This window comes from Empedobacter sp. UBA6745 (assembly GCF_002453775.1).
GTDB classification, from domain to species: domain Bacteria; phylum Bacteroidota; class Bacteroidia; order Flavobacteriales; family Weeksellaceae; genus Empedobacter; species Empedobacter falsenii_C.
Genome location: NZ_DKHL01000004.1, coordinates 114,269 through 129,765 on the forward strand (window position 1 = coordinate 114,269; position 15,497 = coordinate 129,765).

The 15,497-nt window shown below is 31.8% G+C and carries 13 protein-coding genes and 1 tRNA gene; 7 read left to right on the top strand and 7 right to left on the bottom strand.

Annotated elements, in window-relative coordinates; all coding sequences use genetic code 11:
- Positions 1 to 47: 47 nt before the first annotated feature.
- On the bottom strand, positions 48 to 1,160 hold the full coding sequence (gene lpxB, locus B4H69_RS02035; RefSeq protein ID WP_180905442.1) for a lipid-A-disaccharide synthase: 1,113 nt from the start codon (positions 1,158 to 1,160) through the stop codon (positions 48 to 50).
- Between the two features lie 100 nt (positions 1,161 to 1,260).
- Between lpxB and B4H69_RS02040 the strand changes: the two genes are divergently transcribed.
- Positions 1,261 to 1,770: a DUF2480 family protein gene (locus B4H69_RS02040; protein ID WP_038333255.1), complete on the top strand. Its 510-nt coding sequence runs from the start codon at positions 1,261 to 1,263 to the stop codon at positions 1,768 to 1,770.
- Positions 1,771 to 1,825: 55 nt separating this feature from the next.
- Here B4H69_RS02040 and clpB read toward each other — a convergent pair whose 3' ends face one another.
- From clpB to epsC, 3 genes are all read right to left on the bottom strand, one after another.
- Entirely contained in the window at positions 1,826 to 4,438 is a 2,613-nt protein-coding gene (gene clpB / locus B4H69_RS02045) for an ATP-dependent chaperone ClpB (RefSeq protein ID WP_291092544.1), read from the bottom strand.
- Between the two features lie 157 nt (positions 4,439 to 4,595).
- On the bottom strand, positions 4,596 to 5,504 hold the full coding sequence (cysK, locus tag B4H69_RS02050) for a cysteine synthase A (RefSeq protein ID WP_291092546.1): 909 nt from the start codon (positions 5,502 to 5,504) through the stop codon (positions 4,596 to 4,598).
- 12 nt (positions 5,505 to 5,516) lie between these two features.
- A complete protein-coding gene (epsC, locus tag B4H69_RS02055; protein WP_125348924.1) occupies positions 5,517 to 6,290 on the bottom strand; it encodes a serine O-acetyltransferase EpsC in 774 nt (257 codons plus the stop codon).
- Positions 6,291 to 6,622: 332 nt separating this feature from the next.
- On the opposite strand from epsC, the gene B4H69_RS02060 reads away from it, so the two are divergent.
- Both B4H69_RS02060 and B4H69_RS02065 read left to right on the top strand, forming a co-directional pair.
- Positions 6,623 to 7,048 carry a DUF2147 domain-containing protein gene (locus B4H69_RS02060; protein WP_038333244.1) on the top strand — a complete coding sequence of 142 codons (426 nt, stop codon included), beginning with the start codon at positions 6,623 to 6,625 and terminating at the stop codon, positions 7,046 to 7,048.
- 151 nt (positions 7,049 to 7,199) lie between these two features.
- On the top strand, positions 7,200 to 9,035 hold the full coding sequence (locus B4H69_RS02065) for an ABC transporter ATP-binding protein (protein WP_280046181.1): 1,836 nt from the start codon (positions 7,200 to 7,202) through the stop codon (positions 9,033 to 9,035).
- Between the two features lie 134 nt (positions 9,036 to 9,169).
- Here the strand turns inward: B4H69_RS02065 and B4H69_RS02070 are convergent.
- Positions 9,170 to 9,242: transfer RNA gene (locus B4H69_RS02070), tRNA-Phe, on the bottom strand.
- A 247-nt stretch (positions 9,243 to 9,489) separates the two neighbouring features.
- Between B4H69_RS02070 and B4H69_RS02075 the strand changes: the two genes are divergently transcribed.
- The 4 genes from B4H69_RS02075 (at position 9,490) to B4H69_RS02090 (ending at position 14,513) form a co-directional block, all read left to right on the top strand.
- Positions 9,490 to 10,773 (top strand): OmpP1/FadL family transporter, encoded by a 1,284-nt coding sequence (locus B4H69_RS02075; protein WP_221627921.1) that lies wholly within the window; start codon positions 9,490 to 9,492, stop codon positions 10,771 to 10,773.
- A gap of 17 nt (positions 10,774 to 10,790) precedes the next feature.
- Positions 10,791 to 11,375, top strand: coding sequence for an LPS export ABC transporter periplasmic protein LptC (lptC, locus tag B4H69_RS02080; protein WP_280046180.1), 585 nt, complete (start codon positions 10,791 to 10,793; stop codon positions 11,373 to 11,375).
- Positions 11,376 to 11,489: 114 nt separating this feature from the next.
- On the top strand, positions 11,490 to 13,649 hold the full coding sequence (locus tag B4H69_RS02085) for a SurA N-terminal domain-containing protein (protein WP_180905438.1): 2,160 nt from the start codon (positions 11,490 to 11,492) through the stop codon (positions 13,647 to 13,649).
- A 90-nt stretch (positions 13,650 to 13,739) separates the two neighbouring features.
- Positions 13,740 to 14,513, top strand: coding sequence for a hypothetical protein (locus B4H69_RS02090; protein WP_180905437.1), 774 nt, complete (start codon positions 13,740 to 13,742; stop codon positions 14,511 to 14,513).
- A 176-nt stretch (positions 14,514 to 14,689) separates the two neighbouring features.
- Here B4H69_RS02090 and B4H69_RS02095 read toward each other — a convergent pair whose 3' ends face one another.
- Positions 14,690 to 14,977, bottom strand: coding sequence for a hypothetical protein (locus B4H69_RS02095; protein ID WP_180905436.1), 288 nt, complete (start codon positions 14,975 to 14,977; stop codon positions 14,690 to 14,692).
- A 14-nt stretch (positions 14,978 to 14,991) separates the two neighbouring features.
- A complete protein-coding gene (gene purE / locus B4H69_RS02100) occupies positions 14,992 to 15,495 on the bottom strand; it encodes a 5-(carboxyamino)imidazole ribonucleotide mutase (protein WP_180905435.1) in 504 nt (167 codons plus the stop codon).
- Positions 15,496 to 15,497 lie beyond the last annotated feature (2 nt).

Sequence of the window (15,497 nt, forward strand, 5' to 3'; positions counted from 1 at the left end):
ATTAAAAAAACAATAAAAGGTTGCGTCAAACTTTTACTTTTTTTTAATTATTTTTTTAAGTCCTCAGTAATTAGTGAAGCGGTTCTTTCTGAAGCGCCAATTCCACCAAGTTTATGATACAATTCTTCGTAGCTTTTCATGATTTTTTCACGTTTAGGAGAATTTAAAATTAAATCTAATTCTCGTTTGATATTTTCGTAAGTTAAATCATATTGAATTAACTCTTTCACTACTTCTTCGTCCATAATCAAGTTTACCAACGAAATAAAACGAATGTTTTTTACAACACGTTTTCCGATTTCGTACGAAATAGCATTTCCTTTGTAACAAACAACTTCTGGAACTTTCAGTAAAGCAGTTTCTAATGTTGCTGTTCCTGATGTAACCAAGGCTGCATGAGAAACTCGTAATAAATCATAGGTTCTATTCTCAACAATTTTCAAGTTGTTGCCTGCAATTTTTTTATAATTTTCGATTGGTTGAGATGGTGCACCAGCCACAACAAATTGATAATCGGGAAAATCTTTTTCCACTGAAAGCATCAAAGGTAATTTGACTTTAATTTCTTGAGTTCGGCTTCCAGGAAGTAAAGCAATAATTGGTCTTTCGTCTAAATTATGATCTTTTCTAAATTGTTGTTCATCAATTGGCGGAAGATTATTCAACGAATCTAATAATGGATTTCCAACAAAATTTACTTTGTAATCGTAACGTTGATAAAATTCTTCTTCGAACGGAAGAATCACAAACATTTTGTCGACAACTTTTTTGATTTTATGAACTCGACCAGTTTTCCAAGCCCAAATTTGTGGCGAAATATAATAGTAAACTTTAATTCCAAGACTTTTTACAAATTCAGCAATTCTGAGATTAAAACCAGGATAATCAACTAAAATAACTGCATCTGGCTGATAAGTTTCGATGTCTTTTTTAGCAACCGAAATATTTCCTAAAATCGTTCTCAAATTCATTACAACTTCAGCAAAACCCATAAACGCCAAATCTCTGTAATGTTTGACTAAAGTTCCGCCTTGCGTTTGCATCAAATCTCCTCCCCAAAATCTGAATTTAGCTTGTGGATCTTTTAATTTTAATTCTTTCATTAAGTTCGATGCGTGCAAATCGCCCGAAGCTTCACCTGCAATGATATAGTATTTCAATGGAAATCATTTTTCTTCTTACAAAGATAGGAGAAATCTATAAGTGGAGTAGATTTCAATGTTTTTTATTGCGTAAATTTACTCTTTCAAACAAAGAAAAATGTCAGACGAAATTATAAATAAAGTTGCCAATAGTAGTTTAGTAACAATTGATTTACAAGATTATTATCCTGATGGAGATCGTGTTGTTTTTGACTTGAAAGATTGGTTATATGAAGAATTGATTCTTAGAGAAAAGGATTTTAGAGAAAATCTGAAAAATCATGATTGGACACAATATCAAGATAAATATGTAGCGTTAACGTGTACTGCGGATGCGATTGTTCCGTCTTGGGCTTATTTGTTGGTCGCAACCTATTTGTCGCCAATCGCGAAACGAATTGTACATGGAAGTTTACAAGATTTGGATACGATTTTGTACACCGAAATTGTAGATCATTTGCCTTATGAAGATTATGTTGATGGAAAAATAATTGTGAAAGGTTGCTCGCACAAGCCAGTTCCCGATTCGGCTTATATTCAATTAATTGAACGTTTACAACCAATTGTAAGTTCGTTGATGTTTGGTGAAGCATGTAGCACTGTTCCGCTTTATAAAAAGAAGAAATAAAAAAAAATCCGCTCAACGAGCGGATTTTTTACACATGAATAAAATCGTAATATACTTATTGATTAGTTCTGAAAACTAATTTATTATCTCCAGATTTTTCTTCGAAATAATCGATTAAAACCGCATCATTATCATTTATTGTTCCTTTTAAAATTTCTTTTGAAAGTTCATTTAATACATCTTGTTGAATAACTCGTTTCAATGGTCGTGCTCCAAATTGTGGATCGTAACCTTTTCTTGCTAAATAATCGACAGCTTCTGGCGTAATATCTAATGTAATATCGCGTTGTGCTAATTTCTTCGCAACTCCGCTTAAATAGATATTCACGATTCCGGAAATTTGGTTTTCGCTCAACGGACGGAACAAAATAATTTCATCAATACGATTCAAAAATTCTGGTCTAAAGTTTTGTTTCAATTCCTCAAAAACGACATCTTTTGTTTCATCATAAACTTGTGCCACATTATTTTCGTCAATGTTTGAGAATTTATCCAAAATCGTATGAGAACCAAAATTCGATGTCATAATGATAATCGTATTTTTAAAGTTAACCACACGACCTTTGTTGTCTGTCAAACGTCCGTCATCCAAAACTTGTAACAAAATATTGAAAACATCTGGATGTGCCTTCTCAATTTCGTCCAACAAAATAACTGAATAAGGACGGCGACGAACCGCTTCTGTTAACTGACCACCTTCGTCGTAACCAACGTAACCCGGAGGTGCCCCAACCAAGCGAGAAACTGCATGACGCTCCTGATATTCGGACATGTCGATACGAGTCATTGCATTTTCATCATCGAATAAGAACTCGGCTAAGGCTTTTGCCAACTCAGTTTTCCCAACACCAGTTGAACCTAAGAATAAGAACGAACCGATTGGTTTTCCTTCGTCACTAAGACCTGCACGAGAACGACGAATGGCATCAGAAACTGCTATAATTGCTTCTTCTTGACCTAAAACACGTTTGTGTAATTCGTTTTCTAAATTCAATAATTTTTCGCGATCAGATTGCATCATTTTCTGAGCCGGAACTCCTGTCCATTTCGATACAACTTCTGCAATATCATCCGCATCAACAAACTCTTTTACCAGTTTATTTTGTTTATTTTCTTCTAGATTATGTTCAGCTTCTTCTAAATTATTTTTTGCATTTACTAAATCTTCAAACTCTAATTTTGAGGCTTTTGCATAGTCGTAATCTCGTTTTGCACGCTCAATTTCGAATTTGATATTTTCGATAGATTTTCTTAAATCTTGAACTTCATCGGCACGATTTCTTTCCGCTTCCCATTTCGAATTCAATTGATTTCTTTCATCTTGAAGATTAGATAATTCTTCTTTTAAAAGATTCAATTTTTTCTCGTCATTTTCGCGTTTTATCGCTTCAATTTCGATTTCTAATTGAATAATTCTACGATCTAATTTATCTAAATCTTCTGGTTTAGAATTCATTTCCATTCTCAACTTAGAAGCTGCTTCGTCCATCAAATCGATGGCTTTATCTGGTAAAAAACGATCTGTAATATAACGTGTTGATAATTTTACAGCCGCAATAATTGCTTCGTCTTTAATTCCAATTTTATGGTGTTGCTCGTATTTATCTTTGATTCCACGCAAAATAGAAATAGCCGATTCTTCATCTGGTTCTTCTACCATTACTTTCTGGAAACGACGCTCTAAAGCTTTATCTTTTTCAAAATATTTTTGATATTCATTCAAAGTTGTAGCACCAATAGAGCGTAACTCTCCACGAGCCAAGGCAGGTTTTAGGATATTTGCAGCATCCATTGCGCCTTCTCCGCCACCACCAGCACCAACAAGTGTGTGAATTTCGTCGATAAATAAAATGATTTCACCATTAGAAGAAGTGACTTCTTTAACAACTGCTTTTAATCTTTCTTCGAACTCACCTTTGTATTTTGCTCCAGCCACCAAAGCTCCCATATCCAATGAAAAAATTTGTTTATTCAATAGATTTTCAGGAACATCACCGTCAATAATACGATGTGCTAATCCTTCTGCAATAGCGGTCTTACCAACACCTGGCTCACCAATAAGGATAGGATTATTTTTTGTACGACGAGATAGAATTTGTAAGACACGACGAATTTCTTCATCACGTCCAATTACAGGATCTAATTTTCCTTCTTTTGCTAAATCTGTTAAGTTTTTAGCGTATTTATTTAATGAATTATATGTTCCTTCTGCATTTTCAGAAGTTACTCTTTCTCCGTTTCTCAATTCTGTTACTAATTTTTTTGTGTTCTCGAATGTTACACCTCTATTTTTTAATAACTGACTAACAGGTGAACCATTCTTAATTATACCTAATAATAAATGCTCTAAGGTGATAAAATCATCGTTCATCTCTTTTGCAATTTCTTGTGCAGATTGCAAAATTTGGTTAGATGAATTGGAAAGATGATTTCCTTGTTGACCTTCTATTTTTGGATATTTATTGATTTCTAAATCCAACTCAGGTTTCAACATATCCATTTTTACACCTTGTTTTTCTAAGATTAATGATAACACGTTTTCATCAACATCTATCATTCCACCTAAAATATGAGCTGGTTCTATTGCTTGATTTTTTTGTGCAACTGCAATTTGCTGCGCTGCTTGAATCGCTTCACGACCCTTTATTGTAAATTGATTAAAATCCATTGGTTTTTAGTTTTTTATATTGGTTTTGTTTGGTGTATTTCATCAAAAAAAATTCCAAAGTAGAAATAAAACCTAAAAACTGACTTTTTGACTTTGTTGAATAAAAAAAGGAGACATTTTGTCAATATCTCCTTTCGTTTAAAAATTTTTATAGTATTTAAAATAAACCTTCTACTGATAAATAGCGTTCGCCAGTATCGTAGTTGAAAGTTAATATTTTCGTGTTTTTGTCTACTTCATTCAAAGTTTTAGCAACTGCAGCCAATGAAGCACCTGTAGAAATTCCGACAAATATACCTTCTACTTTAGCCACTTTTTTTGCAAATTCAAATGCTTCTTCTTTTGTAATCTGAGTAGAAGAATCAACGATTGAAGTATCTAAATTAGTAGGAATAAATCCTGCTCCAATTCCTTGAATCGCGTGTGGACCAGGATTTCCTCCTGAAATGACAGGAGAATCTGTTGGTTCTACAGCGATAACTTTTGTTGAAGAGTTAACTTCTTTTAATGCTTTTCCAATTCCAGAAAGATGTCCGCCTGTTCCAACTCCTGTAATTAAATAATCAACTCCTTGTGGAAAATCTTCAAGGATTTCTTTTGCTGTTGTATTGTAATGGACTGTCGGATTCGAATTATTCTCAAATTGTTGCGGAACCCAAGCGCCTTCTATTGTTTCGGCTAATTCTTGTGCTTTTGCAATAGCGCCTTTCATTCCTAATTCTTTTGGAGTTAAAACAAATTCAGCACCATAAGCTTCCATAATTTTACGACGTTCAATTGACATCGATTCTGGCATTGTGATAATCATTTTGTAACCTTTTACAGCCGCAACAAATGATAAGCCAATTCCTGTATTACCCGAAGTAGGTTCTATAATTGTTCCTCCAGGTTTTAAAATTCCAGCTTTTTCAGCATCTTCAATCATTGCCAAAGCAATACGATCTTTTATTGATCCACCCGGATTTTGTTTTTCTACTTTAATATAAACGTTATGGTTAGGAAATAATTTATTCAGTTTAATAATTGGTGTATTTCCTATGGTTTCTAATACATTATTGTAAATCATTGTTGTAAGGTTTTAGATGATATAATTGATATGTTGTTCTTTTTTTTGTTTTTTTATTTGTGGTTGATTCTCTTGATAGACAACAGAATCTTCTTCTATACTTTCTGTAATCCAAACATTTCCGCCGACTACAGAATTTTTTCCAATAATTGTTGTTCCTCCCAAAATAGTTGCTCCAGCATAAATTGTGACATTATTTTCTATTGTTGGATGACGTTTTTTATTAGCCAAATTCTTCGAAACATAAAACGCTCCTAATGTTACGCCTTGGTAAATTTTCACATTATCACCAATCAATGTTGTTTCTCCAATGACAATTCCTGTACCATGATCGATATAAAAGTTTTTTCCAATTGAAGCACCAGGATGAATATCAATTCCAGTTTTAGAATGTGCATATTCGGAAAAAAAACGAGGAAGAATAGGCGTATTTAAATTGTAGAGAATATGTGCTAAACGATGAATTGCAATTGCAAAAAAACCAGGATAGGCTAAAATGATTTCAATTTCCGATTTAGATGCAGGATCATTTGCATAAAAAACAAAAATTAGTTCCTCTAATTCTTGTCTAAGTTGTGCAAATTGTTCAAAAAAATATAAACTAATTTGATTCGATTTCTCCTCAGGAACAATTTTTAACAAAATAGAATTGAATTGATTGAGTAAATCTTCTTTCTTGTACAAAGGATTTGGTTGTTGAAAAATCTCATCATAAATAATGGATTCTATCAAAGGTTCTACTTCTTGTTTTCTAAATGGTAAACTGTATTTCGTAAGCTGATTCATTCTTCAATCTATAAACTCTATAAAAATAGTAGACAAATGTATTCATTTTTTTATTCTTGAAGAAGAAATTGTCATAAAAATGACAAAAACCATAAAAATGCCTTCGTTTTTATTATTGCTATGTAAGCATAATAATACACTATTTTGACTTTTATGAATAAAATTTATAATTATTTATTTAAAAATATTTATTGAATTAAATGATTGATAATTAATGTTATAAATGAATTTTTATGTTTAAAAGAGATTATTTTTATAAAAAATAAAGCGTAGTGTTTTATTTACACTAAAAAATAGTTATTTTAGTGAAATAAATTTTAAAGGATAAAAATATGAAAAAATCAATTTTATTCGGATTATTCTTTATGTTGACATCTTTAATGTATGCGCAATCACCAATTGGAACTTGGAAAACAATTGATGATGAGACAAAACAGGCGAAGTCTTACGTAGAGATTTTCGAGAAAGATGGAAAACTTTATGGTAAAGTCACTAAGATTTTAACGAAAGGAAAAGAAGATGCAAAATGTACAGATTGTTCAGGAGCATTAAAAAATAAACCAATTTTAGGAATGCAAATTCTTTCTGGTCTTAAAAAAGATGGAAAAGAATGGAATGGTGGAAAAATCATTGATCCTAATAGTGGAAAGGAATACAAAGCAAAAATGTCTCTTAACGGAAATGATAAATTAGACGTAAGAGGTTTTATCGGGATTTCTCTTGTAGGAAGAACGCAAACTTGGCAACGAGTTAAATAAAAATCAAAACAAAAACGAAAAGGTTACTCTGAGTAATCAAACCCACAAAATTTTACTCTATAATGACTATTTTTAAAAAGAATAGTCATTATTTTTTTTGCTTAAATTTGTAGCTTCAAAACTTTAGTTTGATTATTTCTAAAATAAATTAATGAGTTCATATAAAAACAGAGCGTTTGCTTATATAAAACCTTACAAATCTTCATTTGTATCAGCAATTATTTTCAATTTATTGTATGCAATATTTAATATTGTTGCATTAGCATTTATGATGCCTATATTGAGTGTACTTTTCGGAGAAGATAAAAAACATATAACAAGTAAACCTATTTATTCAGGTCATTTGGTTGATTTGAAACAGTTTTTTTCAGAATATTCTGGATATTATATGAATCAACTTTCGCAGACAGAAGGTCCAGTTTATGTATTAGCCATTTCGTGTGTTGTATTTATTGTAGCATTTTTGTTCCGAAATATTTTCAGTTTTCTATCCGAAACTTGTTTAGTTGATTTACGTTCGGGCGTTACACGTGATTTACGAGTGGATATTCACAATAAAATTATTGATTTACCAGTTGCATATTTTACTGAAAAAAGAAAAGGAGATATGATTAATCGTATTTCGAGTGATGTCAACGAAGTAGAATCTAATATTTTGAACTCTTTTGTTGAGCTTGTTAGATCTCCAATTATGATTATTGTTTTTGTGATATTCTTATTTACAGTAAGTTATCAATTAACGATTTTTGCAATTTTGGTTTTTCCAATTATGGGAACAATTATTTCTTTGATTGGAAAAAGCTTGAAAAAGGCTGCAGAAAATGCACAAGACGAATTGTCAAATATTATTACTTATGTTGACGAAACCTTGACTTCGCTTAAAATTATTAAGATTTTTAATGCAGAAGATCAGGTAAAAGGACGATTCGATACATCAATTAATCGTTATCGAAAATATCTTCAAAAAGTAATGAAAAAACGTGCCTTGGCGTCACCAACAAGTGAGTTTTTAGGAGCAATAACAATTGGTCTAATTGTATTTTTTGGAGGGAAATTGTCTTTGGAAGGAAATGGATTAACAGGTTCTGAATTTATTTTTTATATCGCAACTTTTTACACATTATTAGACCCTATCAAACGTTTTTCGAAAGCATTATCAGATGTGCAAAAAGGAGAAGTTTCTGCAAAAAGAATTTTTGATGTTTTGGATGCTGATGTATCGATAAAAGATGTACCAAATGCAAAAGGAATAGAAGCGTTTGAAGATAAAATTGAGTTCAAAAACGTAACGTTTGCTTATGGTGAGCACGATGTGATAACTGATTTTAATTTAACGATTAATAAAGGAGAAACGGTTGCTTTGGTTGGGCAATCTGGTTCAGGTAAATCGACTTTGGCTAATTTGATTACACGTTTTTGGGATGTGAAATCTGGTCAGATTTTGATTGATGGAATCGATATCAAACATATAAAATTACACGATTATCGCTTGTTATTTGGTTTGGTAACGCAAGATTCGATTTTGTTTAATGATACAATTTTTAATAATATTTCATTAGGTGATAAATCTCCAAATTTAGAAAAAGTAGAACATGCAGCGCAAATTGCAAATGCGGAAGAGTTTATTGTAAAAATGGCAGAAAAGTATCAAGAATCAGTAGGAGAGGGAGGTAGCAAACTTTCTGGAGGGCAAAAACAACGCGTGAGTATTGCGCGTGCCGTTTATAAAAATCCGCCAATTATGGTGTTGGATGAGGCAACATCTGCTTTGGATACGAAATCTGAAAAATTGGTTCAAGTTGCTTTAAATAATATGATGCAAAATCGCACTTCTTTGGTTATAGCGCACCGTTTATCAACCATTCAGAATGCTGATAAAATAGTGGTAATGGAGGCTGGAAAAATAATAGAAGAAGGAAATCATCATTCACTTATCGAGAAAAAAGGCGTTTACGCTAATTTGGTAAATATGCAGAATTTTGAATAAATCTTAACTTTATATAATTAAAAAATCCGCTTATTAAGCGGATTTTTTAGTTAAAAATATTTTTTTAAGATATTATTAACATTTAAATATTAAAACAAAAAAAACCTCAATCATTTGATTGAGGTTTTAAGCAGTGGTGCCTCCAGGAATCGAACCAGGGACACAAGGATTTTCAGTCCTTTGCTCTACCAACTGAGCTAAGGCACCGCCTTAATTGTGATGCAAATATAGAGCGAAAATCCGTTCTACCAAACATTATTTAAAATATTTTTTAGATGAAAAAGCTATCTTGTTCATTTACCGAGAAATAAATTTTAAAATATTTTTATCTTTGCAAAAAAAGAGCGGTTTTAATATTTTAATAGAGATTTAACAACTCATTTTTGCAATCTAATTTTTACAATTCGCAACAAATCATCATATTTGCGTCTTAGAATTCTATTATACATTCATAATGAAGTGGATTATTTGTAGTTTATCACTATTTAGCGTGGTAACAATAAAAGCTCAGTCAATATCAGTTTCACCTTATTCGGCATACGGAGTAGGGGAGCAATTGTTTGATAATAATACTGAACAAGCTGGTATGGGCGGTATCTCAACGGTTCCTACGAATCCTTTTGGACAAAGTGCGAACTTCTCGAATCCGGCAGCAAACCGAAACTTGCGTATGACAACTTTCAATGCAAGTGGAAGTGGAACTAATTATAATTTCAAATCTGGAACAGATAAGGAAAACGCTGGTCGTTTCAATGTTTCTAATATCTCATTGGCTTTTCCAGTTGGTGAAAAAGGAAGTTTTGGAGTTGGTTTTCAACCTTACACAGCGTTGGGATATGATATTTTGAATACTTCTGAGAAAAATAATATCAAACAAACTGTACAAATGAAAGGTGATGGAGGGTTAAATAGTCTTCATGCTTTTTATTCAAGAAATCTTTCAAAAGAATTTTCTTTAGGTTTGCGTGTTAATTATCTTTTCGGAGAGTTGCAACGTAACGAAATTTTAGCTGTAGATGGAGCAAGTTTAGCTGTAGATTACAGCGATAAATCGAACTATCGTGGTGCTCAATTTACTTTAGGATCTATGTATACAAAGAAAATTGGAAAAAATAACAATTTAAACATTGGAGCTACTTATACATTAGGAACTAAGTTAAGAACTGATGTTACAGATCTTACAACTTCTTATACATATATTGGAACTACACAATCTTCTGTAGACACAATTTCTATTATTAGAATTGATAATGGAAAAACTAAGATTCCACAACAATTTACTTTAGGAGCATCTTATTCTAAAGATAATACGTGGTCGTTAGCTATAGAAGCAAAATATAATAATTGGAAAGATTTCTCTCAACCATTAGAAGGTCAAAACACAACAATGTCTTCTGCGGTAGATTACAAAAATAATGTACGTTTTGCTGTTGGAGGATATTGGATTCCAGATTATAACAGTTACAAAAGTTATTTTAATCGTGTAACGTACCGTGCTGGTATGTATTATCAATCAGCTCAATACTCTATTCACGGAACAGATATTGACGCTTATGGAGCAACTTTAGGTTTTGGATTTCCAATCGGAAAACAAAATGATGGTTCTATGATGAATATTTCGTTAGAGTACGGACAAAAAGGAAAAACAGCAAACAACTTAATTAAAGAAAATTATTTCGGAGTTAAAGTTGGATTTGATATTAACGATATTTGGTTTAGAAAAAGAGTTATTGACTAATTTTGGACAAACAAAAATTGTATAAAAAAGCAAACGAAAAAGTTTTAATTAAACCAACTCTTGTATTTGGTCTGATTAGCGTTTTCGTTTTGCTTTTTTCTTGTAAAAAAGAACTTCCTCCTATCAGTAAAAAGAAGGTAGAATTCCCAACACGCACACTTATCAATGCAAATATTATTAACAAAGATTCGGGAAGAATTTCTGGTAATTTGCGTTCGCCACTAATCGAAGAATATACAACGGTAGATTCTCCTTACACGATTTTTAGAAAAGGTTTAAACCTTGATTTTTATCAAAAAGGAAGCGTAAAACCAGGTTATTTTCAAGCAGATTGGGCAAAGTTGAGTGATGTAACGGGATTGTACGAAGGTAGAGGAAACGTAATTATCGTAAATGAGAAAGGTGATTCGTTGAAAAGCGAACAATTATTTTGGAATAAAAAAAATAAAACAGTTTATACATCGAAAGAAGTTTACTTAATTAGCAAGGAAGGCGATTCGTTAACAGCGAAAAACGGTTTGCAAGCTACTGACGATTTAGAAACCTATACTTTATTCAATAATCAAGGATTTAAGTATGTTGATGATAATCAAAAATTCTAAAGAGCGTTAAAAAAATTAACAAAAAAGCGCATACTTGTCGCTTCTTCTATTTTATTATTCAATGTATTGTCGTATTTTCGCCACCTATTATAGAAATAACATTAAAATAAAACAATGGCAGTTTTAGGAGAAATTCGTAAAAAAACTTGGCTGATCTTCGTGGTAATCGGAGTTGCAATGTTAGCTTTCGTTGCAGGAGATTTATTCGGAGAGAATTCAAAAATAAAACAATTATTTACTGGAGATCCGTCTGTAGTTGGTACAGTGAACGGAGAACCTATTGGTATTGCAGAATATCAGAGTGCGTACGATCAAACACAAAAGATGTACGAAAATCAAGGTCAAACTGCAACTCCAAATCAAATTGCTCAACAAACTTGGAACAGCTTAGTTAGTCAGAAAGTGTTGAAACAACATGCTGAAAAATTAGGTTTAAAAGTTTCTGATGATGAATTTTGGAGCTATACAGCTCAAAACTTCGGAATGGCGTCTGGTGCAGAAGCACAACAACAGATTGCGCAATTAGAAGCAAATGCGGCATCAAGTCCAGAGGCGCAACAACAATATAGAGGTTGGTTGCAAACTGCTGAACAAATAAAATTACAGATTTTATCTCAAAAATATTTTGGTTATGTAATGGCTGGTACAGCGGTTACAGGTAAAGAAGCGGATATTCAACAAGGATACAATATTTCGAATGCAAATATTCAGTATGCATTTGTAGATTACGCAACTTTGGCTAAAAAATTAAATGTAAAAGTAACAGACGAAGAAATTTCTGCTTACGAAGCGAAATATCCAAAATTGTTCAAAGCAGAAGGTCTAGTAAAATTAAGTTATACTTATTTCCCTGCTGGAGCTTCGACTGCTGATGACGCTGTTGCTTTAGCAAATATCAAAAAATATTTATCAACTCAAATTGTTCATGACGAAGTGAACAATGTTACAGATACAATTGCGGCGTTTGGTTCTGCAAAAAGTGATTCGGTTTATGTTACTCAAAATTCTGAGAAACCATTTATTCCAAATTATTTTACAAAAGCAGAATTAGAACAAGCTCAATTAGGGCCAGAAGCAACAAACTTCTTGAAAACTGCAACAGTTGGACAAATTGGTGGACCTTTCAAAATTGGAAATACATACCAATTATACAAGCTTTCGAAATCGAAAGAAGTAAAAGATTCTGTAAAATCTAGTCATATCTTAGTTTCTTACACAGGAAGCGCTGCTGGAAACGGAGTAAAACGTACAAAAGACGAAGCAAAAAAATTAGCTGAACAAATTTTAGCTGAAGTAAAAGCAAATCCAGCTTCTTTTGGAGAAGTTGCTTCAACAAAATCGGATGATAAATCATCTGCTGTACAAAAAGGAAGCATTGGTTGGGTTGGAAAAAACAATCAATTAGACCAAACTTATAACGGATTTATTTTCTCTAAACCAGTTGGAACAGTTGATTTGGTTGAATCTCAATTTGGGTTCCATATCATCAAAGTTGATGAAGCGAAAAACAAAACAGCTTATCAAGTTGCGAATATTGTAAAAACAATCGAGCCTTCTAAAGCGACAACAGAAAAAGCATTTACAAATGCAAGAACATATGTTCAGAATGTTGAGAAAAAATCATTGAATGATTTCAAAAATATCGCGAAAAAAGGTGGTTATTTAAATAATACAACTGAAGGAATCGAGCGTTATGCTGCGATTGGTCAAGATATTCCAAACGATCAGGATGGAGATATCTTAAAATGGGCTTTTGACAAGAAAACAGAAAAAGGAGCAACAAACTTGTTTACATCTTCTACAGGAGATTATATCGTTGTTCATTTAGTTGAAAAATTTGACAAAGGTTTGGCGCATCCAAGTGTTGTTCGTCAATATGTAGAGCCAGTTTTGATGCACGAAAAAGTTGGTAAATTAGTAGACGAGCAAGTTGCAAACGGTGGATTGAATGCTTTTGCATCTAAATTTGGAGCGAAAAAAGGAAATGCTACGGTTAACTTCTCTAATTCTAATTTAACTGGAATTGGTTTAGAGCCTAAAGTTGTAGGAGCTGCGTTTGGTGTAAAACCAAATCAATCTTCTAAAGCAATTATTGGTAATGCAGGTATTTTCTACGTAATTCCTTCAACTCAACAAATTCAAAAGAATCAAAAAGGTTCAATGATTTTGGATAATTTAAACCGTCAATTACGAGGACGTTTCCAACAAACATTGTTACAATCATTGATTCAAGCTGCTGATGTGGTTGATAACCGCGATAGGGCTTTACGTTAAGATTTAAAAAATTTCTTATAATAAATAAAAAAACCGCTCGAAGAATTCTTCGGGCGGTTTTTGTTTTATATTTAAGGATAAATTTGATTTATGAAAATAATAATAAGACTAACTTTTTTTATCATTTGTTTGATAGGTTTTGGACAAAATAAGAATCCTGTAGGAGAGTTTGAAAATAATCAGTTCAAAATTAAATTTAATGATGATAATACATTCAACTATACAAGTAAGTATTTTCAAGATCCGATTGGAAATATTCTTCAAGATAAATATACTGAATCTGGAAAATGGATTTCAAGAGGAGATACAATTATACTAAATCAAGATTTAGCTGAAAAAAGTTATGGACATTATGATTTTATAGAAGATGAGATTGACGAAAAAGGTAAAGTGTATTTTAAATTTAATCTTATCAGAACAAAATATAATAAAAATGATGAAATTTTATCTATTGATACATTACAAATAGAAAAGTTAGATTTAGCAATTAATAATAATGATAAAAAGAATAGACTAAGAATTTCTAATCGTCCAACAACTACATGTGCTTTTGCTGGATATATACCTAAAGAATTAATAACAGATAAACGAATTTTTGAATTTGATAAAAAAGATAGTTTAATTCATAAGATTTATATTGGAAGTTATGAATTAAAGAAAACTGAAGAATATATAATTAATAATCCCAATTCGAATAGTTTTGTTTTAAATGTTTATCAAAATATTTATGAGAATGCAATGATAAGAAATCAAAAATATTTGATGTTAAATAAAAATACAATTCTAATCGAACAGAAACCAAATGGAAAATTTAAAAAGGGAGGTATGTATTTTGAGTATTATCAGGTAAAGAGAAATAAATAATAAAATCGTCAATTACAAGGACGTTTCCAACAAACATTGTTACAATCATTGATTCAAGCTGCTGATGTGGTTGATAACCGCGATAGAGCTTTACGTTAAGATTTAAAAAATTTCTTATAATAAAAAACTCCCAAGCTGTAAAGTTTGGAAGTTTTTGGTTTATGGAGATTGATTATTTATTCTTTTTCAATTTCTGATAAAAAAGATTGAATGGAATCCATTTTATCTTTAGTTGTTATGATTTTGAAGAAAATAATATCACGATCATCATTGTCTTTAGAAATTTCAATTTTATGATAAGAATCTGCTTCGGATAATTCAAACCATATATCTTTATCAAAATTAGTTTGAAAAAGATTATATTTGATTAAATCTAAATCCTTTTGAAAACTAAATTCTTGTTTAAGGAGTTTGATAAATTCATTAAAATAAGTTGAATATATCCAAAAATTATTTTCTTCCATACTAATAGATTATCTTACCTATCAAACCCATTCGGATATTCGCTTTTTACAAGCTCTATTTTCGCCTCTACAGCTTTTTGTAAATCTTCTTGATATTGGATTAATCTTTCTTGCAAAGTTGGATTAGTCGCTCCTAAAATACGCGCTGCCAAAATTCCTGCATTCTTCGCCGCATTTACAGCAACTGTTGCAACTGGAATTCCATTTGGCATTTGCAAAATAGATAAAATCGAATCCCAAGCATCAATAGAATTTGACGATTTAATTGGAACACCAACCACAGGAAGCGGCGTAATAGATGCAACCATTCCTGGTAAATGCGCAGCACCACCAGCTCCAGCTATAATGACATTTATTCCACGTTCGTGTGCCGTTTTCGCATAATCAAACATACGTTGTGGCGTACGATGCGCTGAAACAATTGTTAATTCGAAAGGGATATTTAGTTCTGTTAATAGATCAGCAGCTTGTTTCATGATAGGCAAATCGCTATCACTTCCCATTATAATTCCTACCATAG